Raw genomic sequence first — 22,440 nt, forward strand, 5'->3', positions numbered from 1 at the left:
ACCTAGTTGCGGAATGCATCCGGGTACGTGGTTAGATCGATTCCCCACAACAGGGGGAGTAAGAAATAAACCGCCGCCACAATCAGCAGTAACGAAAAAATATTAAGCCAGAACCCATTGCGTACCATCTCAATAATTTTGATTTTACCGGTGGCAAAAATGATCGCGTTAGGCGGTGTCCCCACCGGCAGCATAAAGGCGCAGTTGGCTGCCATTGCCGCTGGCACCATCAGTACAAATGGGTGAATGTCCAGCGCCAGGGCCAGCGATGCCAGTACCGGAAGAATCATCGTGGCTGTTGCTGTGTTGGAGGTGATCTCGGTCAAAAACAGCACCATTCCAGCGGCTAACAAGATCACCAGCAAGAAGTTAACGCCCTCCAGCACACTCATCTGACCACCGATCCACACGGCTAATCCAGAAGAACTGAAACCAGCAGCAATCGCCAAACCACCGCCAAACAGCAGCAAAATACCCCAAGGCACATCCCTGGCGATATCCCATCCCAGTAGGCAACCACCTTTGTTTGGCGAAGGAATCAAGAACAGTGCAATCGCCGCTACAATGGCGATCATCGTGTCGTTAATACCAGGAATAGCCAGAATCTGGCCTTGCCATAAGAAAGAACGGGTAATCCAGAAAAATGCCGCTGACAGGAAAACGACCAACACGGCCTTCTCTTCGAAGGTAATCCTTCCCAATGCTTCCTTCTCTTGGGCAATAAGTGCTTTACCTCCGGGCAGGCTGCTAAATTTAATCGGGTAAATAAAACGCGTCAGCATCAGCCAACCAATAAACAGCAGTATCACAACGACTGGAAAAGCAAACATCATCCAGCTGGCAAAGGTGATTTCTACACCAAACAGCTCATTCACGATCGCTGCCAGAATAATATTAGGAGGGGTACCAATCAGCGTTCCTAAACCACCGATCGTGCCGCCGTAACCAACCCCAAAAATGAGCGCCTTGCTGAATTTATCAATGTCTTCGCTATGGTCACCCTCGCTTTTATTCAGCTCCTGGGTCACCTGATACACAATCGCGGTGCCGATAGGCAGCATCATCATGACCGACGCGGTATTGGATACCCACATCGACAAAAAGCCGGTGGCCGCCATAAAGCCGAACACAATACTGTTAATGCTAGTGCCCAGTACCGAAATAATATTGAGTGCAATACGCTTATGCAGGTCCCATTTCTCCATCGCCAGAGCAATCATAAAACCGCCGAGGAAAAGGAAAATAATAGGATTGCCATAAGCCGCTGTTACCGCACTACTCTCAAGCGCCCCAGTAATGGGCAGTAGCACGATGGGCAGCAGCGACGTGACCGGAATAGGGATCGCTTCGGTGATCCACCAAACAGCCACCCATAGCGTGGTGGCAAGTACCATTCGGCCTTCTATGCTCAGGTCCGCAGGGTGAAAAAACAGCAGTACAAACGCAAACAGCATCGGCCCTAACACCAAGCCAACCTTTTGAGCTTTAGTATAAGCAGGCGGTTTCGGCGGTTTGCCACCCGCGCTTTGTTGCTTGCCTGAAGGGTTAGAGGATGAACGCCCTGCGCCAGAGGCTGGCAACGCGCACATAAGTAGATGTTTGACTTGGTCATGGGAGTGCCAAAGCGAATCCCAGAGCGTCATCGTGGCAGTTCTGCGCATTATTTAAGTACCGCTCGCAGTCAGGTGAACGAAAGGCCGCTTCGTAAAGCAAAACCCTATGACGTATTAAAAAACTAGCTAGCTTTTTCGGTGCCCTTTATTCACTGCGGGAAAGGATTAGTCCAGCGAACTGCCGGAAATTACAACCAAAGTCTAACCACTTTAGTCGCATTTATTAATTTGCCTTACCCTGACATGACACTGCGCTCTTATCACGGTAGGTTTGAGTCGCTTTTCCAAGGAGATACTCACGTGCTCGACCGTTTCGCCATGCCGCTAACCCATCGTCCACTGGCCAGTTTGGCTCGGCATCTCAACAGCAGACAAATTACTCCTGATCAAGTCACCCTGGTTGCTTTTCTGGTTGGCATGAGCGCACTACCGCTACTGGCCTTTGAATATTACGTTTTAGCACTAATAGCGATTTTATTGAACCGACTGGGTGACGGGCTGGATGGTGCCCTTGCCCGACTAAGCGGCCAGCAAAGCGATGCAGGCGGGTTTATTGATATCGGGTTGGATTTTGTCTTTTATGCCGCGATAGTACTGGGGTTTGCGCTGGCTAACCCCACGCAAAATGCGCTAGCGGCGGCGGTACTGCTATTCGCGTTTATCGGAACGGGGACTTCGTTTTTAGCCTTTGCTATTGCGGCGAAAGCTCGCAATGTCGAACGGCCAAACTTTCCACAAAAAGCCTTTTACTATTTAGAGGGCTTAACCGAAGGGACAGAAACCATTATCGCGCTGGTGCTATTCTGTCTCTTCCCACAGCATTTCCCTTGGCTAGCGGGCCTGTTTGCAGCCGCTTGCCTAGTCACAGCAGCCACACGGCTATGGGGCGGTTATTGGACACTGAAGCACTCTCGAGGCATTGGACGCTAGAAATATTAGACCATATCGCTTAATGAAATCCTTGTCAGATAGGCAATCATTGGCCCCAGTTAACTTTTATAAATATTTTGCCTATGCAATTGCTTCTCACAAAACACTGTATTAGCCTCAATGGATACAAGTAGTGTACAACGTATATGGTTACTCTGTTTGTACAACAGTCATTGTACGCATTCACAAGGAGTCGTGGCATGCACAACACCCAACTAGCAGACATTTCTCAAGCAGGTCTCCAATTAGCGATCCAAGAGATCAAAGAAGAAATGTTTGACACCCCAGAGTGCGACTACACCATCGCTAAACTGCTTAGCCATTGCGGCCAGTTTGAAGCAGCTGAACGTCATATCGACGAAATGTTGCTGAAATGGGGAGCCTCCCCAGATGTAGTCACCCTTACCGAACAGGCCTATGCCGATATGGCAGCCTTAAGCACAACTGATACCGTACCATCTACCTCTCACACGGCACACGGTCTTTCATACTTCACACCCACCGCCCCAACAGCCGTCGCTTAATTACTTACCCACGCAATAAAATAAAACGGCTTGCCGCTTAGAGAGCAAGCCGTTCTTTTGTGACCCGTGAAGCACTTGCACCCACTCGCATCGCTATAACCTGACATGATCATCTCCGCCAATGTGCTAGAGAAGCCCTTCCCCCAGCGCCATTACCAGTGAGCGCCTTGCACTGCCTTATGGTGAGTATCTAAAAGTCGACGCATAAAGGATGTCACTGGAAGTCATCAACACAATCGTTGACAGGCTAACGTTCTTTATATAGAACGTTCTATATAAAGAACAGCTGGACGACAGGTCATGGATAAGCCCTCACTCAACACGCTAGGCCAACACCTTCAAGCACTTCGGCTTGAGCGGGGCTGGTCGCTGTCGCATTTAGCCAATAAAGCGGGTATTGCCAAATCTAACCTGTGCCGCCTTGAGCAAGGCAACGGCAATCCAACTCTGGATACTATCTGGCGGTTGGCAGTACAGCTTAACGTGCCCTTCGGCACGTTGGTTGCCCCCATTAATGTGCCTCTCGGCGAAGATGGCGTGCAGGTGCAGCTGATTGATCAGGGAAAAGGCGTGCCCCAGGTAGATGCTTACTGGATGCGTTGTGCTCCCCATACCCTGCGCCACGCTGAAGCTCATACACGGGGTACTCAAGAAACGCTGACCCTGATTAGCGGCTGGTTAGAAGTAGGTCCAGAGGGAGCCACCACAGTGCTAACGCCTGGAGAGACCAAAACGTTTCCCGCCGACCAGCCACACTGCTACCGCACCCAAGACCAAGAAGCCACCATGCTACTCACCGTTACCTACGGCGAACAGGGAGATGCATAATGAACCAACTTGCCAACCACTCGCCGTGGCGTAGCGCACTGCAGGGCGTACGGGAAGCCATTCCTCTATTAGGCGGCTACATTCCAGTGGCGCTGTCGTTCGGGTTAGTGGCTAGCCAGGCAGGCTTTAGCACGCTGGAAGCCACGGCTATTTCAGCGCTAATTTACGCAGGCGCTTCACAGTTTCTGTTTGTCGGTATGATCGCCACCGGCGCACCGCTATGGTTGGTGGTGGCGCTAACACTGCTGATCAACGTACGCCATGTGGTGTACGGCCCCAACCTAGCCGGACTATTACCACGCAGTCGCCACTGGCCTTGGCTAATGCATGGTCTCACCGATCAAGTGTTTGCCCTGGCCTTAACCCGGCTTCCACAGCTGCCAGACGCTAAGCGTTTTAGCTGGTTTGTGGGCGCATCGCTACTAGCGTGGAGTGCATGGATTGTAGGTACTACGGTGGGCGCCACAGCAGGTGAAGCATTTACCGCACGCTGGCCGCTACTGGGAGAAATCATGCCCTTCGCACTGCCCGCACTATTTTTGACCATGGTGGCACCGCGATTCACCAATAAACGCTGGGCAGCCGCCATGGGGTGCGCCATTTTAACCGCACTGGGCTTAACCATCGCGGGGTGGAGCAACGTGGCTATTCCGCTTGCTGCTGCCTGCGGCGCACTGTGCTTTTACATGGTGAAATTCGAAACATGGAGGCGCACATCATGAGTATCGAGCTATGGCTAGCCGTGGCGGTTTCCGCTATTGGCACTCTACTGATGCGCGTGGTGCCCTTCTTATGGATGCAGCGTCGCCTGGGTAGCGACACGGGCATTAACACGATGCCTCAGTGGCTGGGTATTCTTGGGCCATTAATGATTGCCGCCGTGCTGGGAGTTTCCATTGTGCCAGTCAACCCAAGCGCTATTTCCTGGCTAGCCACCGCCATCGGGCTTTCCATCACGCTACTGGTGTGGTGGCGGTTACGTTCTTTAGGCTGGCCCGTGGCTGCCGGAGTCGCGGCGTTTGGCTTAGTAGAGCTCGTAGCAACGCTTTAACGCTTGGCCGCTTTTTCCATCAAGTACTCCGCCACGGCTTGGTAGGCGGGTAGCGAAGTAGGATCGTTAGCCGCATTGCCCGCCATCGGGTGCGATGCAAAGCGCACAATCACCATCTCAGCGGTAGGGTCAATATAAATGGTTTGTCCGTGTACGCCTCTAGCGGCAAAGGCACCATGCTCGTTATGCAGCGACCACCACATGCCACGGTAGCTGCCGCCAGGTAAGTAACGGTAGTCCGCGGCCGCAAACGCTTGTCTGTCGCCGCCTTGTCGAATGCGCTCAACGGCCGCGGCGGGAAATAGCTGCTCGCCATTCATTCGGCCTTCATTGAGCACCAGCTGCCCTACCCTGGCCATATCCCGAAGGCCCGCACTCAAGCCACCACCAGCGAACGGCGTACCGATAGAATCTACCGTAAAGTAGCCATCCTGTTCCATGCCTAACCGCTGCCAAAGTCGCGAAGACAACAGCGATGCCACCGACTCGCCCGTCGTGCGCGCGATCACCCATCCCAATGCATCGGTGTTGATCGTTTTATAGCCAAATACTTGCCCGTGCTCGCCTTGCGGTTGCACCGTCGCTAAATACTCATAATAGGTGCGCGGTCCGGTGTAATCGTCTGGTTTGGGTAACGGGCTTGCCGCGGCATTGTAGGCCCAGATTTCAGCGTTGGGATCACTGTAATCTTCGCTGTAAGCAAGACCAGTGGTCATCTCAAGCAACTGTTTTACAGTGGCATTACCAAAAGCACTGTCGGCTAATTCCGGCAGAATATCCCCCACCAACACCTGCTCATTCAGCACGCCTTCTGCCACCAGAATTTCACCCAGCAAGCCAGTCATGGATTTAGTCACCGACATAGCGCCGTGCTGGCCCGTTTCATCTAAACAACCGGAATAAACCTCATACACCACTTGTCCCTGGTGAAGTATCAGCAGACCATCGGTGTAGTTCTCATTTAGCGATGCCTGCCAAGACATAGACTCGCTACCGTCAATCGGGGTGAAAGTGACATCGTTTATCGCGTCATCTAATGCGTAGGTCAGCGGCACAGGCGCGCCCAACCCACGGCTAACCTGCTTAGTGGGCAGTAGCTCGCGGAAGTGACACACCGTCCAGCGCATTTTGGGGAAGCTAAAGTAGTTGGAGTCCGGCTGGCCAATCACCCGCTCCGGCGCGGGAGGAAAACCCTGCATCCATCCTAGCCGGTTAGGGTCAGAGTCTTCAGCGCTTAATACCTGAGTGCTCGCCTGCTGAGCATTAGCGGAGACCGCCCAGCTAAGGAGTACAACGGGTATCACAAACGTAAAAACAGCGATAAAACGGCAACGTATCAGCGGCATTACCAGCTCCTTGGTTAGCTGTTCAGGCTCAAGATGAACAGGCAATGCACCCAGTATAGATAGAAAATCCTCTTGCCTAACAGAACAGTTGGCGTCAACGCCAAAAGCCCAGCAGCGAGCTGGGCTTTTGGTAGAAAGCGAGGTCGGCGCTGCATTCCTTGCAGCGCGCAGTGCAACATCCTGTTTAGGCATATCCGTTGCCACACTGATACTGACATTAGGCGCTAATTCAATCACTCACTGTGCGCTGGCGTACACAGTTGCAAAATACTCACAGCCCAAAAAATTTACCGCTTCTACGCCTACTTAAATGAGCGCTATGTGCGATAACGTACAGAGTTTATTTCCAAGCACTCTATACTTAAAAGATATGTGCCTATCAACTTGAGGTGGCCAACCCTAAAACACACAATTCGGCACCCCTAGGTGGACGACTTTTCATCAGAAGCGGCGCGTCAATTAAGGATAAGGTGATATTCAATGCTTGAACCACGTGATTTTCAGCAAAATGCGTTGCTTGGTTTACTGCCGCAAGAAGAACTGAACCGCCTTTTGCCTCATTTTGAGGAAGTGACGCTTACCCTGGGTCAATCGCTGTGTGAATCAGGGCAGCACATGAACTATGTCTACTTTCCGCTGGATTCCATCGTCTCGCTACTGTGCGTAATGGAGAATGGTGCCTCTACGGAAATTGCTGTCGTAGGCTATGAAGGAGTCGTGGGCGTATCGTTGTTCATGGGCGGTGAAACCACCCCCAGCCGCGCGATCGTGCAGAGTGCCGGAAAAGCACTACGCCTAAAAGGCCAGCTGCTCAAAAACGAATTTTACCGCGCTGGCCCCATGCAGCGACTGCTGCTGCGCTATACCCAAGCCCTGCTGACACAAATGGCGCAAACAGCAGTTTGCAATCGCCATCATAACCTCGACCAGCAGCTATGCCGCTGGCTGCTACTCAGTCTTGACCGACTACGAGGCAATGAACTGATTATGACTCAGGAGTTAATTGCCAACATGCTGGGCGTTCGTCGCGAGGGAGTCACCGAGGCGGCGGGTAAACTGCAGAGGGCTGGCCTGATCTCCTACCACCGAGGGCATATCAACGTGCTTGACCGACTAGGCCTAGAAGAGCGGGTTTGCGAATGCTATTCGGTCGTTAAGGACGAGTATGACCGCTTGTTAAACCACCATAACGTTATGTGAGCGATAGAAATGAAGCCGCTAACATAATGCTAATAGTTTTAGCGAGTTATGTACGCTAGCGTGCCGACGCTTGATTTATCCAATGTTAATATGTGGATACATAGCCAGAAGGCCTTCTGACGATGTATCTGCAGCCGACATCGAAATGATAATAACCTTCATTGTGCCGATTGCCAGGTTCTTTCAACCGGAGAGGCACATGACGTCTATTTTTCACGCTGCCGATGCCAATCAATTGCTTGCTGATCTGCCTGTCGCTGAGCGGGATGCCTTTATAGCTACCTGCGAAACCGTGCAACTTACCTTTGGCGAGGTGCTGTACCAGCCCACCCAGCAAGTTACCCATGCCTACTTTCCTATCGATAGCTTCATTTCACAGATCGCCATACTGGTAGACAGTCGGCTTGAAGTCGCGATGGCAGGACGTGAGGGCATGCTAGGTATTTCACTGGTGCTTGGCGTCGAAGAAGCACCGCTGCTTGCATTAGTTCAAGGTGAGGGGCAAGCCCTACGCATTAACGCGGCCAACTTTCAACGGCTCCTGTTAAGTAGTCCTGTATTGCATCAACGCCTGAAACGATACCTCTATGTGGTCATGAACCAACTGGCTAACTCAGCAGCTTGCATTCATTTTCACCGTATTGAAGAGCGCCTCGCTCGCTGGCTATTAATGACCCATGACCGCGCCAAGACGAATACCCTGCAGCTGACCCACGAGTTTCTAGCCATGATGCTAGGCGTTCGACGCGCGGGGATTACACTAGCGGCCATTGCCCTGCAGACACGCGGCCTTATCCGCTATCACCGCGGAGAAATCATCATCATTGACCGACAGGGACTGATCGAAGCGTCCTGTAAATGCTATGCCGACGACTGCGCATTGTATTCCAAGATGTTGATATTATAAAAAAATCATTACAGTCAACACGACAACTTGCTGATAAGGCAAATAGGCATCCCTGACGTGAGCGGCTATGCATGCCACCTAACGGACCACCCTACCATGGAAACTTCTTCGTCAAATTTTCCACGGCATTAGCGCGCAGCACTAGGGCTAAAAATGGTTCGAATAGCGAGGATGGAAGCACTGACACTATTCCTTGTGAGTGCCGTTACACTGAGGGTGGGACTCTCTAAGGGTTGATAGTCTCGATACTCAATGTTTCGAATCTAGGATCACTGGGCTTATCAGATCTAACCGGTATAACTAGTTCAGCGCTGCCAGTATGTGCAAATTGCTGCTATATTCGACTCCCTAACCCCTCTTTTTACGGCGGGTTCAAGGCATTTCGTGAGATGGAGGAATCGCCCAGTTCTTTGATGAGCTCAATAGCATCTTTTCGATCCATAATTTTAGCCACCTCCAGAGAATTAGGCGTCGGCCGCCCTCCAGCCTCCACGATAAGATTAAGCAACTCCATTGAGCCTCCAATGATAGCAGCATTGAACGGACTGTCTTCACCCAAACAGAAATAATTGGCATTCGCCCCCTCATTGATTGCAGCTCGCGCAGCTTCAAGGTCGTTATAGTTTGCTGCCTGGATCAAGCGTTGTGTAGGGCTAAGATGCTGATCATGAATTCGAACTTCCGGTGGATCAGGAAGAGGCCAATCTTCAGGGCCTAAACCTAATTTGAGTAAAGAGTTACCTGGAAAAGAATGAGGCGGAATATATAAACTAAAACGTGCCACTTCAGATTCAGCTTTGTTTGCATTCGAAAGCGCTCGTCCAGCCGTGTCATAACGTACTCCACTACACGGATCGAAGAATACGGTAGGGGTTTGTTTATCATTATCAACAAATCGGAGCATACATCGCTCTACCGGTCCAAAACTTACAGCAACAAAATATTCTTCGCTTAGCGAGCGATATGCTTGGTGCGTAATATCGGGCGGAGTGATCGATAATATCTGCGACAAGACCCGAGCGCCTGAATAGGTGTACATTTTATCGATACTGACTTGATGGGTTTCTCCATCAGGGTCAGCTCGCTTCATCACATTGTCTTCTAACTCATTTAAGTCTGCCTCTGTACGCCGATAGATAAACACTGGGTAATCGATGTATTCGATGATCAGTCGCTGACCAGGTTTAAGCTGAGACAGGTTCACATCAACGGTTTCTTTGGCCTCCTGAAGATGTCGATTAATCAAGGACTCCGGATAGCCATCAGCGAAAACTGGTGTCACGAACATTTTGACTGCCATCGCGACAGCACCTACCACCTGCCCAATACGCATAAAAATTCCTTTTTATATTATAATCAATATTTTAAAAACCAATTTCACATTACCAAATACCTGTCTTGATGCCTGAGCTCAGGGAATAAAGAGAAAAATATCAACCTGACACTCAACCTCCCTCCCCGCCCGCAATGACGAAGAAACCATGGCAAGAATACTGGCCAAGCTCAAGAACAAGGACGTAAAAAAGGTACAATTGCAGTAGGTAAGTAATTGAATTCTAGCATTTGAGCCACTGCGCTACTTCTTCATGACTAGCTAGAGTAGATGCATAGCAAACCTTCTGTGCCACCATGCACTTACCGTGTAACACATGAGGATATGTATCATGAGCGATGCTACCTTTACCTTTCAGGTCGATGAGGACCTTAAAACAGAATTTTCCAGTGTAGCCAAGGCCCACGACCGTACAGGGGCACAGCTTCTGCGCGACTTTATGCGCAGCTATGTGGCGCAGCAGCAAGCACAGGATTATGACTCTTGGTTGATTGCCAAGGTAGAGCAGTCACGAGCTTCTGCGGAAGCAGGTAATCTTATCCCAGCCACCGATGTTGAAGCCAAGTTTGCAGCCCGTCGTGCAGCAACCCAAGCCCGGCTGGCAAAGACTAAATGATAGAGCTGGCCTGGACACCGGAGGCAATACAAGACCGTCATGACATTTACGATTACATAGAGATTGAAAACCCGCTGGCGGCCTTGACGCTAGATGGGCTTTTTTCCGAGCAGGCCGCAATTCTGATGAATCACCCTAGCAGCGGACGGACTGACAGGACGCCGGGCACCCTCGAGCTGATCGTCCACCCCAATTACATGCTTGTCTATGACATCGTGTGCATACAGGTACGTGTGCTTAACGTGGTGCATACGGCTCTCCAATGGCCACCTGCAACCCAACGTTAGGAGTAAATCAAGGGAAGACTTGCGGATGAGGCTTTCCAGGTTGACGCACAGGGACAGTGGCTCAAGCGTTACTTGGACATAGCAACCGCGTCGTCACAAGCCGTCACGCTCATGGCCTACCCCAAGAGCATGAAAGACAGCTTAACGCCCGATGAAAAGGCTGCACTGAAAACACTGACCCACCAACTGAAGGGGGAAGTTTCCAAATGAGCATTTTTGACGAACTGCAAACATCGCTGCAGGAAGCCGTTGAGATCAAACATGGTAAAGCGCAGGCCAGTCGCATCACACGCCATGAGGTGGCTGATGTAAAAGCCATTCGCGCCAAGCTTCATGTCTCTCAGGCGGAGTTTGCCGAGGCCATGGGAACTAGTGTGGACACCATCAAAAGCTGGGAAACCAAGCGCCGTAACCCAACGGGGCTAGCCGCTAAGGTACTGGCGACAATTCAAGACAACCCAGCTTTTTTCAACGAACTTGCTTCGCATTAGCGCTTTTACCAATACAAGCAATGACCTTTGGCCAGGCAAAGATTAATCTTCGCCATGCTATCGAATATAGCAACTCGCCAAGAGAACAGGGCCGCCATGCTAAGTCCTGCTCTTTCGCGTCCTCTCGGCCAAGGCGGCAACCTTGGTTGGGAATCCTTTTCTTCATTTCGTCTTCCCTGATTTCCTTGTAGTAGCTCTCTAATAAAGAAGCCACTACATGAAGTATTCCTATGTCTAAATTTACATATTTGGTTGACAGGCATCAACCGAATCATCACATTGTCAACTTAAACCATCTTAAAATAAGGTAGAAAATCATGCTGCATGATCGTATACATCGTGCGCGTGTCCTTAAGAATATGACCTTGCAGCAGTTAGCTGATCTGCTGGGAGACATAACCAAGCAAGCTCTGTCGAAATATGAACAGGGCAAGGACGCGCCCAGTTCGACTCGCTTGATTCAGCTGGCGGATGCGCTTGGGGTTAACCCTGAGTATTTTTTCCGTTCAGACTCAGTAGAACTGGGAAAAGTAGATTTCCGTAAGCACTCTGCCTTTGGGAAACGCCAGCAAGAAGCCGTCAAGGAGCAAGTGCGTGAGCATCTTGAGCGCTATTTAGCAGCAGAGAGCCTGTTTCACACCGGCCAATCACCTGATGAATTTTCCAAATGGCATCAGCGTTTTTCCGTATCCAATATCGATGAAGTTGAACAAGCAGCTAATAAACTCCGCGAAGAATGGCAGCTTGGGCTAAACCCCATCGCCAATATGACTGAAACCCTGGAAGAAAACGGCATTAAAGTCGTCAGTCTTCAGGCTCACGAGAAATTTGATGGGCTTTGCGCCCTCGTCAACGATGGCGCGGATGCCGTTATTGTCAGTAATACTGAGCGTCCTGGTGAACGTCAGCGTTTTAATCTCGCCCATGAGCTAGGACATTTGGTTATGTCATTGCCTGAGGAGCTTCATGGCACTCGGGGTGAAGAAAACTGGTGCCACCGCTTTGCTGGGGCGTTTCTCTTCCCTGCAAATCAAGTGCGCGTCACCTTTGGTGAGCACCGCAAACGGGTGCTGTTCCAAGAGTTTCTTTTGGCCAAGGAGGAGTGGGGTATTTCTATTCAAGCCACTTTGCGCCGGTTATATGACCTGGATATCGTTAGTTCGAGCTTCTATCAGAACACTTTTCGCCTGTGGTCGATGAAGGGTTTTCGAAAAAGTGAACCTGGTCGACAAGAGCCTGAAAAATCCTATCGCCTGAAGCAATTGGTTTACAGGGCGCTGGCTGAAGGACTGGTTACTCCTTCAAGAGCAGCGGAGTTACTCAGTGTAAGCCTCGGCGAGATTGAGGAAATCATGGCAAACGGACAGGCAGGTGATGGTGAGCATGTCAGCGAAAATTCTTGTCTCTGATACCAATATCTGGATAGATCTTCACCGCAGTGGCCTGCTTGAAACCGTGTTTGCCCTACCTCACCAGTTCGTTACCACCGACTTTGTGTGGCGGGAGCTGAAAAAGCCCACTGGCCAAGAATTAACGGAATTAGGCCTTGTGGTTGAGGCATTCAATGGTGAGGAAGTTACAACGCTTTTTATGCTACGCCAAACATTGGGTAATTCCTCACTAGCGGATGTGTCGTGCTACTTCCTAGCCAAGGAAAGAGGCTGGACGCTGCTGACCAATGACGGCGCACTCAGGAAATCAGGGCAACAAAGCAAACTAGAGGTTCGTGGTGTACTTTGGATATTAGATGAGCTGGAAGCTCATGCCCTTCTTTCGCCAAGCCAACTGGCCGACTCTTTGGAATCGATGCTAAAAGCGGGTGCCAGGCTACCGAAAAACGAATGCCATCAACGACTAGACCGTTGGCGATAGTATTTGCCTATACAGGCACGCACGAACCTATAAAATTTATAGCCATACTACCGCCTTAGACCATAGCGGCATAATCATGCGTACTCGCTTAGTCACTCAGTTGTATAGACTTAAGAAATTGAAAGCTTTTATTGCCGCAAACCAAGGGACTGATAATCCCCAGCTTTTAAAATAGGCAAATATAGAAATGGTGGGCCCAGTAGGACTTGAACCTACGACCAAGGGATTATGAGTCCCCTGCTCTAACCAACTGAGCTATAGGCCCGCAAAGCGTGCATATAATAGCGAATGTGTTCGGGCGAGGCTACCCCTAGCAGTGCTATCTTGTGGTGATCGCAGCAATTTTTTAGGGGCACTTATTTAAAAGCGTGAGGTCTGGTAGTGAGTTCCTAATGCGGAGACGCGCTGTGAAAGCTTTGATTGCTCTTATCCCGCTATTGTTGGCGGTGCCGGTTCATGCGGATTGGCAGCTAGACCCTGGTCAGTCGCAGGTACAGGCGTCGATTACTCAATTAGATGGCGATGCCCCACAAACCCACCACCATCAGGTGAGTAATTTGCAGGGTGATATTTCTGATGATGGCACCCTGCGCCTGCCGTTGCGTTTGAGCCAAACGGATTTGCTTACCCGCTTTGGTGATTTGCCGCCGTGGGTGGGCTTACTGGCCAATACCACGCTGGTCACGCTGGTCACGCAAATGCCACCGGAGCGCTTGGATGGTTTGGATATTGGTGAATCCATGGTGGAAACGTTGACCTTTCGGGTACAAACCGACCTGATTAATCAGCAAGAGGCGGTGCCGCTACGCTTTACCCGTGAAGGATTGAACGAGGTGCGCGTTACCCACGCTGAGCCCATGGCGCTAGATGGTAACGCGCTGATGGCCAACAGCACGGTGCGAACCGTGCTGTCGTTGTTAGGCTATCAAGAGATTGACGAGCACGTACCAGTCACCCTGAATGCCCTTCTGGTGAATCGCTAGCACGTTAAAAAGGCGCGCTCAGTGACTGAGTGTTTCCACATCTCCTGCCTGGGCGGCGCCAGTTTGTACTCGCCACTGGGCGGCATAGTGGCCATCGGCCGCCAGCAAGTTTGAATGGTTGCCGCGCTCAGCCACTTGGCCTTGCTCGATCACCACGATCTCATCGGCATGCACAATGGTTGAAAGCCGGTGGGCAATCATAATCACCGTGCGGCCATGGGCGATGCGCTTTAGTGAACGCTGAATGGCGGCTTCAGTTTCGTTATCCACCGCGCTAGTGGCTTCATCCAGCACCAGAATTGGCGGATCTTTAAGCAGCGCCCTGGCCAGCGAAAGTCGCTGGCGTTGGCCGCCAGAAAGCCGCACGCCCCGCTCACCAACGGGGGTTTCCAATCCTTGGGGCAGCGTTTCAATAAAGCTCCAGGCTTCGGCGGTTTTCGCGGCGTCCATAATCTCGGCCTCAGAGGCATCGGGTTTGCCGTAAGCAATGTTGTCGCGAATGCTGCCTTCAAACAGATACACATCCTGGCTGACCAAACCAATCGCTTGGCGCAGCGAGTGCATGCTGACGTCGGTGATCGGCTGGCCGTCGACCAGTACACGACCGCTGGTGGGGTCGTAGAAACGTAGCAGCAGTTTGATCAGGGTCGATTTGCCGGAACCCGTCGCCCCTACCAGCGCTAAGGTGTTGCCTGCTGGCACATGCAGGTCGATGCCCTTCACCCCGACGTGGCTCTCGGCATAGTGGAAACTCACCGCTTCGAATCGCACCTCGCCTTTAATCGGCGCAGCCAGGGGCGTCGTGCTGTCATCTTTCACCGTAATCGGCACTTCCAGCAGGTCAAGAATTCGCTTGGTGCTGGCCATGGCGCGCTCGAACAAGTCAATCACCTGGGCAAGGCCGGTAAGCGGCCACAGCAGGCGTTGGGTAAGGAAAACCAGCACACCGTAAGCACCGACATTCAGAGTACCGTTCAGCGCCATCATGCCGCCAACGGTAAAAGTGGCAAGAAAGCCTGCCAGAATCGCCATACGAATGACCGGAATAAAGGCGGAGCTCACCCTAATCGCCCGACGATTGGCTTCTAGATAGGCTTCACTAACCGCGCGCAGCCGCTCGGCTTCCCGCGTTTCGCTGGTAAAGCTTTTAATGGTGGCGATGCCACTCAGGTTATTGGAAAGACGGCTGGCCAAATCACCAACTTTTTCACGCACATCGCTGTACAGCGGCCCAGCTTTACGTTGGAAGAAGAAGGCACCCCAAATGATCAGTGGGATTGGGGTAAACGCCAGTAAAGCGATAAGCGGCGACAGCACAAAGAACACCGCACCCACCGCCACTACGGTCACGCCAACTTGAATCAGCGAGTTGGCACCGCCGTCTAAAAAGCGTTCCAACTGGTTTACGTCGTCGTTCATGGTGGCGACAAGCTGGCCGGAGCTTTTCGATTCGAAAAACGCCATGTCCAATCGCTGGGCGTGCTCGTAGGTATCCTGGCGCATATCCGCCTGCAGCCGCTGGGCAAGGTTGCGCCAGAGGATCTGGTAGAGGTACTCGAACAGCGACTCCCCCGCCCAAATAAAGAACGTTAGCACCGCAAGAATGGCGATTTGCTGGTGCGGCGTTTCGAAGCCAAGCCTCGCTACAAAGCTATTTTCCTGGTTCACCACCACATCAATCGCCACACCGATAAGGATTTCCGGAGCGATATCAAACAGTTTGTTGATAATGGAGCAGGTGGTCGCTGCGGCAATCCGCCGCCGATACCCTTTGGCATAGCGCAGCAGTCGCACGAGTGCTTGAAAGCTTTGGCTATGAGCCCCCTGATTTCCTGAAGGTTTAGCGTGAGAATCGGGTGGAGAAGAAGCCACATCGGTTCCTTTTAAAGAAGTAAATGGTAGGCAACCTATTAAGCTGCGTTACAGCGTGACGCTTATTCTGGCCGAGCCAAACGGCGCACATTGGCCAGCAAGGGGCTTCCAGTATCCGGGTCAAGCAGCAGCGTGCAGTCTACCTGGTAAAGCTCACGCACTAGCGCTGGCGTGACTACCTCGGCAGGCGCTCCCTGCGCAATAACCTGGCCATCGCGCATGGCTATCAGGTTGTCTGAATAACGGCAGGCGCTGGCGAGGTCATGTAATACCATCACTACCGTACGGCCATGGCAAGCCAAGTGGCGCACTAACTCGAATACTTCAATCTGGTGGCCTAAGTCGAGTGCAGAGGTCGGTTCATCTAGTAACAGTAATGGGGTTTGCTGAGCAATGGTCATGGCGATCCAGGCGCGCTGGCGTTGCCCGCCGGAAAGCGCCTCTAACGGCCGGTCGGCAAGGTCTTCCAAACCAGCAGCATCGAGCGCGTACTGCACCACACGCTGGTCTTCAGACGACCATTGACGCAGCCAGCCTTGGTGGGGTTGCCGGCCAAAGCGAATTAACTCGGTGACGGTTAGCCCTTCCGGAGCCACTGCTTCTTGGGGCAACAACGCTAGCTGGGTGGCTAACTGACGCGCGGGCAGACGCTGAATATCCTGACTATCCAGCAGTACCGCGCCGCTGTCAGGTTTGTGCAGACGAGCCAGACCAGAAAGTAGCGTTGATTTGCCACAGCCGTTAGGGCCAACAATGGCCGTGACCTGCCCACTGGGTAAGCTAACGCCCAGGTCTTCAATTACTCGACGTTGGCCGTAGCTCATACACAACGCATCGGTGGCAAGCGTTGGTGAAAGCGATGTGCCATTCATGGGCGGCTCCGTTGTGGGCGCATTAATATCCAGATTAGCCAGGGGCCACCAACCACCGCAGTGACAATGCCCACAGGAATTTCAACGGGGGCAAACAGGGTGCGCCCGGCAAGGTCTGCCAACAGCATCACCAGAGCCCCCGCTAAGGTGGCGGCTAGAATCGGCACATGGCGGGCGCGGGAAAGCGAGCGGGCAATTTCAGGGCCAATCAACGCAACCATGCCCACCGGCCCCGCCACGGCAACCGCAAAGGCAGTGAGCACGACAGATAGCATTAGCACCTGCAGCCTACGAGCTTTGACACGAACGCCGAGACCGCTGGCAGTGGCATCTTTAAAACGCAGCAGGCTCAGCGAGCGCGCCAGCGCCAAGGCGGCAACTATCCCTAATGCCAAGCCAATGCCCAGTAGCTGTACTGCCCCGCCTGGGCGGGCATTCAACGAGCCAACAGTCCATGGATAAGCGGCATTGGCGGTATCGATCGCTACCTGCGCCAGCATCAGTTGAGTGATCGCACCAAATACCGCCCCCACACCAATCCCCGCGACAATAAACCGGTAACCCTGGGTGCCACTACCAGCAGCCAAGCCAAAGGTAAGCACAGCGGCAGTGGTTGCCCCTGCCAGGGCCATGGCGGGTGGCGCAATAGACACGCCCATGCCCACAATAGAGGCCACAGCGAAGGCCGTCGCGCCGTTATCAATACCGATAATACCGGGCGTAGCCAGACGATTGCGGGCCAGGGTTTGCATCAAAATACCTGAAAGCGCGAACGCCGCTCCGGTAAAGCAAGCAGCGATTAAACGTGGTAAGCGCAACTCCTGAACCATAAAGGCCGTCATCATGTCACCTTTCCCCAATACCGCAGGAATGACCGCACTGGGCGCCAGCGGTACGTTACCTAAGCTTAGATAGAGAAGGCACGCTGCCAGCAGCGCAATCAACAAACCAATATTGACCGCTAGTGCGCGCTTTTCGAGAAGAAAACTATAGCCCCAACGGGGCAGCGCGATATGCCAGTAACCTTCCGGCGCTGGCACCCTATTGGCATATTCCGCGGCATGGTTTGGAACAGCATGGCTTTCGGTGGCAACGCCCGTTAAAGACGGATGATTCGCCATTATTTTCATATCAACACATCACCAAGATGACACCGTGACGCCTGGGCGGCATGGTGTTAAAAAAAGGCGTTATAGCATCGGGAGCCGTTTGGCACGCACCACCGCTATCAATACCGGCGCGCCACATAGCGCGGTGAGCACGCCCAATGGCAGCTCGGAAGGTGCAACGACAACACGCGAGATAATATCCGCTGTGAGCACAATCAGTGGGCCAATAGGCAGGCAAAACCACAGCGTGCGGCGAATATCCGGCCCGGCAAACGCTCGCGCTACAAACGGCACCACCAGTCCTACAAAGGCAATCGGCCCTGCAATGGCAGTCGCCGCGCCAACCAGCAGTGCTACGCAGCCTACGGCTACCCAGCGAATCAGCGTGGGGTGATGCCCCAGGCCACTCGCCGCTCGCTCACCTAGCGCCAGCGCTGCCAGTGGCCTCGCCATAACAACCACCGCTATCGCCGCGACTAATAAGCTCGGCAGCACCGCCACAAGATCATCCAGCCGTCTTCCGGCAAGGCTGCCCACCACCCAAAAACGAATCTCATCGGCGGCCCGCTGATCGTACAACAGCATTAATGAGGTGAGTGAGCCTAACAATCCAGAAAATGCCGCCCCCGCCAGCACTAGGCGCACGGGGTCATTCCCCACTCCACGAAAACGCGCCACGCTGAGAACACAGATGCAGCCAACCAATGCTCCTAGCTGGGCAACCGAGATACGTAGCGTAGCAGCGCTCGCCCCTAGCACGAGTGCCAGTGCTACCGCAAAAGCCGCCCCAGCGCTTACCCCTAACAAACCAGGTTCGGCAAGTGGGTTGCGGGAAATGGCTTGGAGCAGCGCCCCAGCAACGCCCAATGAAATACCGACAGCTATACCAATTAAGGTGCGTGGAGCGCGCAGCTCCCAGACGATAAACTGCGCCTCGCTGTCGCTTGCGTTTTGCAGCAACCCCAGGACTCGCCGTGGCCCTACCTCACCTGCCCCAATCAGCAAACTAACGACGCTCACCGCCACAAGGGCGGTGAGAAGAATAAGCATCCATGTACGGGGAGCATAGCGCCGGCTGGCGCTGCTCACTGCGCTAGGTAGTGATGTCACGGCATCTTTCACGGCAACAATGCGTTCTCAATGTCATCCAACATGGCCTGAGCAGCCAACGGGCCATTGGCGCTGCTCCACAGCTGGCCATTCACCGGCACAACTTGGTCTTGTTTAACCACGTCCAAACGTGTGAAGGCCGCGCTTTTCTTAGCGGCATCTAACGCCGCTTGGCCATCGGCGTTAAGCGTGGCTAGGAATAGCCAATCGCCGTCGACCTGGGAAAGGTTTTCAAGACTGAGTATGTCGCTATGGGGGTGACCTTCATTGACAAGACCGGCATCCTGAACCGCCAGCCCCACTCTCGCTAATAGGCCAGTGGCGATCAGCTCTGTGGACATCACCATCGGGCCATTGGGCATCCAGCGAGCCAGCACCACAGTGCCACCCACTCCGGCATCATCAATAGCAGTGGCCAATTGGCTAATCCGGTGATCGACAGCCGCAATGGCGCCTTCGATTGCCTCTTCACGGTTAAGCGCCTGGCCATAAAGCCGCGCTTCCGCTTCCCAGTTATCAAACGCTAACGGCTGAGTGTGGGGAACCACCGTGGGCGCAATGCGAGAAAGTAAACGGTACTGCGCTTCGGGTAGCTGAGCAGCCGCCAGAATTAAATCGGGCTGCTGGGCCAGGACGGCTTCAATATTGATTTCACGTACCACACCGACAATCTCAGGCCGCTCGCCATTGAGATGGGCTTCCACGTAGTCAGCAACATTATCGCCTCCACGGGTGGTAACTGCCCCAACTGGGGTGACGCCTGCCGCCAGGGCGGCATCTAGTGCGCCTTCATACAGTGTGACAACACGTTGTGGCGCATCGCTAACCTCAACGTCTCCGTAAGCGGTGTCCAGCGTGCGCGCCTGTGCGACGCTTGCCATCGACCCACCTACTAACAGTCCACTTACCACAATACCCACTAGCCAGTTGCGCAGCGACGAGTACCCCATTAGTGACTCTCCTGAATGTTAGTGGCTACTGATAGTAACGATTCTCAAAAGCACTTGCATCACTATTTCAACGAATCGTTTGTTCGAGATACTGCAACGTCAATTTAATTAGCATTCTAATAAAGTTGATCTCTGGCGTTTGGCATTGATAAGCGTTCGAGATTCAGCAACGCAATGTTCGATGAAACAGGCTCGCACATGGGAACTTTTCTTCTTAGAATCGCCGCCTCATTTGATAATCAGTTTCATTAGCATTCAGTTTCATCTCAGGGGATCACCATGCCACGCTTCACTCGCACTGCCCTCGCCAGCGCCGTCGCCCTTAGCGTTACCGCCACCGTGGCCAGCGCTCAAGAAAATACCCAACTTAATAATATGGTGGTCACCGCCGCAGGGTATGAGCAGTCGCTGAACAGTGCGCCTGCCAGCATTTCTGTGGTGACCCGTGAAGAGCTGGAGCAAAAGCAGTTTTCCAACATTGCTGAAGCCATCGCTGACGTTCCAGGCGTTGATGTGCGTTCCGGTACGGGCAAAACCGGCGGACTGAATATTTCGATTCGTGGCATGCCCAGCGACTACACATTAATTCTGATTGACGGACGTCGTCAGAACACCTCAGGCAGTGTCACGCCTAACGGCTTTGGGGAAACCTCCACGGGCTTTATGCCGCCGCTGTCTGCTATTGAGCGTATTGAGGTTATTCGCGGCCCAATGTCGACACTTTATGGTTCCGATGCCATGGGTGGGGTTATCAATATTATTACCCGCCGCGTAGGCGAAGAGTGGGTAGGTTCAGTAACGGTTGAGAACACTTTCCAGCAGGATCGCGATACGGGTAATAGCTCAGCGATCAACTTATACACATCTGGCCCCTTGGTAGAAGATACTGTTGGCCTTCAGTTACGTGGTCGCCTATTCGACCGCGACAGCTCTGAGCGCATGGTTGAAAACAGCGCAGGGCGCGACCCTCGCCCAGTAGAAGCACGCAATTACTCTATCGGTGGGCGCTTAAACGTAACACCAGACGACACTAATGAATTCTGGCTAGACGCCGAGCGCTCGCGTCAAACGTATAGCAATGACGACTGCCGCCTTGGCAGCCTTGATGGATGGGCACGCGACTGCTCAACAGAAGCTCCGGACAGTGCCTGGGGCTATAAAGATGAGTTGCGCTTCAATCGCGATCAGGTCGCTATTGGACACACGGGGCACTACAGCGCAGGCACCTGGGAAAGCAGCGTTACTCACAACACCACCGAAACCCTAGGCCGCACCCTGCCCCCGGGAAGCGCTCCAGACTTTGGTTATGAAGCTGAAGGAGGCGAACCTCGCCTGCTAGAAAACCGCGATATCACCGTGGACACCAAGTTTGTTGCACCAATTGCTGATCATATGGTGACCGTTGGCGGCCAATATATTGATGCCAAGCTAGAAGATGGTGCTGCGGGTAACCAAGCGTTTGAGCAAACAAGCTGGGCGCTGTTCGCGGAAGATGAGTGGATGCTGCGAGACGATCTCGCCTTTACCTTTGGCGGACGCTACGAACACCACGATGCTTTCGGCGGCCATTTTAGCCCGCGCGGCTACCTGGTGTGGAACAGCACCCCCAATTGGACATTGAAAGGTGGCGTAAGCCGTGGTTACAAGACGCCTTCACTTAACGACCTGCATGACGGCGTAACCGGCTTTACTGCGCAAGGCCGTACCGTAACGATTGGCTCTCCCAACCTGGAACCAGAAAAAAGCACCAACTATGAAATCGGTGCTATCTACGACAACCAAGACGGCTTTGCAGCGGGAGCTACCGTTTTCTACAATCGTTTTACGGATCGCATTGCCAACAGCACTCCCTTACCTAACTGCCAGTTTATCGATGACAACGGCAACACCCCCAATGCGGGACTCGCCAACTGTGTCAGCGTGGGCAGCTTTACACAGCAAGAAAACTTCCGTCAGCAGATCAATATTGATAAAGCCGAAACCCGTGGCGTCGAGCTAAACGCAAGCTATCAAATCGCCCCGGCGTGGCATGTCAACGGTGGCTACACCTTCACCGACTCTGAAGTGAAGTCGGGTGCCAACGAAGGTCAGCTGTTGACGAACACCCCGAAACATAAACTCACCGCCGACCTTACCTGGGCGATTAACGACCGCTGGAGCACTACGCTGGAAAGCGAGTACTACTCCTCTCGTGAGCGATTCACCGGCACGCCAAGTGGTGAGTCTGCTTCCCTGGTAGAGCAGCTTGGTAATAACCTCGATGGCTACGCACTGTTTAACCTGCGCAACTCCTACCGTTTCAGCGACAACGTGCGAGTAACCGGCACTATCTACAACCTGTTTGATAAAGACTTCACTGGTTCTGATACCTTTGAACACAACGGTGAAACTCTGCGTGCCTACCGCTTTACTCAAACCAGTAGCTTCACCAATGGCGTGGCACTGGATGGCCGCAGCTTCTGGATATCAGCCACCTATGAGTTCTAAGCGGCACTAAGGCGTATCGCTTTACTAACCGCGTTCCTTTTACTGTTTCAATGCTGATT

General features: G+C 52.8%; 22 protein-coding genes and 1 tRNA gene. 14 read left to right on the top strand and 9 right to left on the bottom strand.

Annotation, left to right across the window (positions count from 1 at the left end; translation table 11 throughout):
- Window positions 1-2 precede the first annotated feature (2 nt).
- Entirely contained in the window at window positions 3-1,661 is a 1,659-nt protein-coding gene (locus HZS79_RS10265; RefSeq protein WP_238401447.1) for a DASS family sodium-coupled anion symporter, read from the bottom strand.
- A gap of 252 nt (window positions 1,662-1,913) precedes the next feature.
- Between HZS79_RS10265 and HZS79_RS10270 the strand changes: the two genes are divergently transcribed.
- From HZS79_RS10270 to HZS79_RS10290, 5 genes are all read left to right on the top strand, one after another.
- Window positions 1,914-2,543 carry a CDP-alcohol phosphatidyltransferase family protein gene (locus HZS79_RS10270; protein ID WP_179927809.1) on the top strand — a complete coding sequence of 210 codons (630 nt, stop codon included), beginning with the start codon at window positions 1,914-1,916 and terminating at the stop codon, window positions 2,541-2,543.
- A gap of 200 nt (window positions 2,544-2,743) precedes the next feature.
- A complete protein-coding gene (locus HZS79_RS10275) occupies window positions 2,744-3,067 on the top strand; it encodes a hypothetical protein (protein WP_179927810.1) in 324 nt (107 codons plus the stop codon).
- 300 nt (window positions 3,068-3,367) lie between these two features.
- Window positions 3,368-3,895, top strand: a complete 528-nt coding sequence (locus HZS79_RS10280; RefSeq protein WP_179927811.1) for a helix-turn-helix domain-containing protein — start codon at window positions 3,368-3,370, stop codon at window positions 3,893-3,895.
- On the top strand, window positions 3,895-4,617 hold the full coding sequence (locus HZS79_RS10285; RefSeq protein WP_179927812.1) for an AzlC family ABC transporter permease: 723 nt from the start codon (window positions 3,895-3,897) through the stop codon (window positions 4,615-4,617). Before HZS79_RS10280 ends, HZS79_RS10285 begins: the two co-directional genes overlap by 1 nt.
- On the top strand, window positions 4,614-4,946 hold the full coding sequence (locus HZS79_RS10290; protein WP_162218709.1) for an AzlD domain-containing protein: 333 nt from the start codon (window positions 4,614-4,616) through the stop codon (window positions 4,944-4,946). Before HZS79_RS10285 ends, HZS79_RS10290 begins: the two co-directional genes overlap by 4 nt.
- Here the strand turns inward: HZS79_RS10290 and HZS79_RS10295 are convergent.
- Window positions 4,943-6,529, bottom strand: coding sequence for a serine hydrolase domain-containing protein (locus HZS79_RS10295; RefSeq protein ID WP_340159019.1), 1,587 nt, complete (start codon window positions 6,527-6,529; stop codon window positions 4,943-4,945). The genes HZS79_RS10290 and HZS79_RS10295 overlap by 4 nt on opposite strands.
- Before the next feature lie 243 nt (window positions 6,530-6,772).
- On the opposite strand from HZS79_RS10295, the gene HZS79_RS10300 reads away from it, so the two are divergent.
- Both HZS79_RS10300 and HZS79_RS10305 read left to right on the top strand, forming a co-directional pair.
- The gene (locus HZS79_RS10300; protein WP_162218712.1) at window positions 6,773-7,492 is read left to right on the top strand and encodes a Crp/Fnr family transcriptional regulator; all 720 of its coding nucleotides are present in this window, start codon (window positions 6,773-6,775) and stop codon (window positions 7,490-7,492) included.
- A 199-nt stretch (window positions 7,493-7,691) separates the two neighbouring features.
- The gene (locus tag HZS79_RS10305) at window positions 7,692-8,399 is read left to right on the top strand and encodes a Crp/Fnr family transcriptional regulator (protein WP_179927813.1); all 708 of its coding nucleotides are present in this window, start codon (window positions 7,692-7,694) and stop codon (window positions 8,397-8,399) included.
- 361 nt (window positions 8,400-8,760) lie between these two features.
- Here the strand turns inward: HZS79_RS10305 and HZS79_RS10310 are convergent, their stop codons facing one another.
- Window positions 8,761-9,732, bottom strand: coding sequence for a Rieske (2Fe-2S) protein (locus tag HZS79_RS10310; protein ID WP_179927814.1), 972 nt, complete (start codon window positions 9,730-9,732; stop codon window positions 8,761-8,763).
- A gap of 331 nt (window positions 9,733-10,063) precedes the next feature.
- Here HZS79_RS10310 and HZS79_RS10315 point away from each other — a divergent pair, with 331 nt between their 5' ends.
- From HZS79_RS10315 to HZS79_RS10335, 5 genes are all read left to right on the top strand, one after another.
- Window positions 10,064-10,348 (top strand): CopG family ribbon-helix-helix protein, encoded by a 285-nt coding sequence (locus HZS79_RS10315; RefSeq protein ID WP_179927815.1) that lies wholly within the window; start codon window positions 10,064-10,066, stop codon window positions 10,346-10,348.
- Window positions 10,345-10,635 (top strand): type II toxin-antitoxin system RelE/ParE family toxin, encoded by a 291-nt coding sequence (locus HZS79_RS10320; RefSeq protein WP_218927980.1) that lies wholly within the window; start codon window positions 10,345-10,347, stop codon window positions 10,633-10,635. The genes HZS79_RS10315 and HZS79_RS10320 overlap by 4 nt, the downstream gene beginning before the upstream one ends.
- A gap of 206 nt (window positions 10,636-10,841) precedes the next feature.
- Window positions 10,842-11,126 (top strand): NadS family protein, encoded by a 285-nt coding sequence (gene nadS / locus HZS79_RS10325; protein ID WP_179927816.1) that lies wholly within the window; start codon window positions 10,842-10,844, stop codon window positions 11,124-11,126.
- 317 nt (window positions 11,127-11,443) lie between these two features.
- Window positions 11,444-12,535, top strand: a complete 1,092-nt coding sequence (locus HZS79_RS10330) for an XRE family transcriptional regulator (protein ID WP_179927817.1) — start codon at window positions 11,444-11,446, stop codon at window positions 12,533-12,535.
- Complete coding sequence (locus HZS79_RS10335; protein ID WP_179927818.1) at window positions 12,510-12,998, top strand: PIN domain-containing protein; 489 nt, start codon at window positions 12,510-12,512, stop codon at window positions 12,996-12,998. The genes HZS79_RS10330 and HZS79_RS10335 overlap by 26 nt, the downstream gene beginning before the upstream one ends.
- Window positions 12,999-13,186: 188 nt before the next feature.
- Here HZS79_RS10335 and HZS79_RS10340 read toward each other — a convergent pair.
- Window positions 13,187-13,263 (bottom strand) — tRNA-Ile (locus tag HZS79_RS10340).
- A 127-nt stretch (window positions 13,264-13,390) separates the two neighbouring features.
- Between HZS79_RS10340 and HZS79_RS10345 the strand changes: the two genes are divergently transcribed.
- Entirely contained in the window at window positions 13,391-13,981 is a 591-nt protein-coding gene (locus HZS79_RS10345; protein WP_179927819.1) for a hypothetical protein, read from the top strand.
- 18 nt (window positions 13,982-13,999) lie between these two features.
- On the opposite strand, the gene HZS79_RS10350 is transcribed toward HZS79_RS10345, so the two are convergent.
- The 5 genes from HZS79_RS10350 to HZS79_RS10370 all read right to left on the bottom strand — a co-directional run bounded on the left by HZS79_RS10350 (window position 14,000) and on the right by HZS79_RS10370 (window position 19,894).
- Window positions 14,000-15,853 carry an ABC transporter ATP-binding protein gene (locus tag HZS79_RS10350; RefSeq protein WP_371829570.1) on the bottom strand — a complete coding sequence of 618 codons (1,854 nt, stop codon included), beginning with the start codon at window positions 15,851-15,853 and terminating at the stop codon, window positions 14,000-14,002.
- Between the two features lie 62 nt (window positions 15,854-15,915).
- Window positions 15,916-16,725 carry an ABC transporter ATP-binding protein gene (locus HZS79_RS10355; protein WP_179927820.1) on the bottom strand — a complete coding sequence of 270 codons (810 nt, stop codon included), beginning with the start codon at window positions 16,723-16,725 and terminating at the stop codon, window positions 15,916-15,918.
- Complete coding sequence (locus tag HZS79_RS10360; protein ID WP_179927821.1) at window positions 16,722-17,855, bottom strand: FecCD family ABC transporter permease; 1,134 nt, start codon at window positions 17,853-17,855, stop codon at window positions 16,722-16,724. Before HZS79_RS10360 ends, HZS79_RS10355 begins: the two co-directional genes overlap by 4 nt.
- 60 nt (window positions 17,856-17,915) lie before the next feature.
- Window positions 17,916-18,884, bottom strand: coding sequence for a FecCD family ABC transporter permease (locus HZS79_RS10365; protein WP_162217829.1), 969 nt, complete (start codon window positions 18,882-18,884; stop codon window positions 17,916-17,918).
- Window positions 18,885-18,952: 68 nt separating this feature from the next.
- The gene (locus tag HZS79_RS10370) at window positions 18,953-19,894 is read right to left on the bottom strand and encodes an ABC transporter substrate-binding protein (protein WP_179927822.1); all 942 of its coding nucleotides are present in this window, start codon (window positions 19,892-19,894) and stop codon (window positions 18,953-18,955) included.
- A 279-nt stretch (window positions 19,895-20,173) separates the two neighbouring features.
- Here HZS79_RS10370 and HZS79_RS10375 point away from each other — a divergent pair, with 279 nt between their 5' ends.
- Entirely contained in the window at window positions 20,174-22,381 is a 2,208-nt protein-coding gene (locus HZS79_RS10375; RefSeq protein WP_179927823.1) for a TonB-dependent receptor domain-containing protein, read from the top strand.
- Window positions 22,382-22,440 lie beyond the last annotated feature (59 nt).

The organism is Vreelandella zhaodongensis, from assembly GCF_013415115.1.
In the GTDB taxonomy this organism is placed as follows: Bacteria; Pseudomonadota; Gammaproteobacteria; order Pseudomonadales; family Halomonadaceae; genus Vreelandella; species Vreelandella zhaodongensis.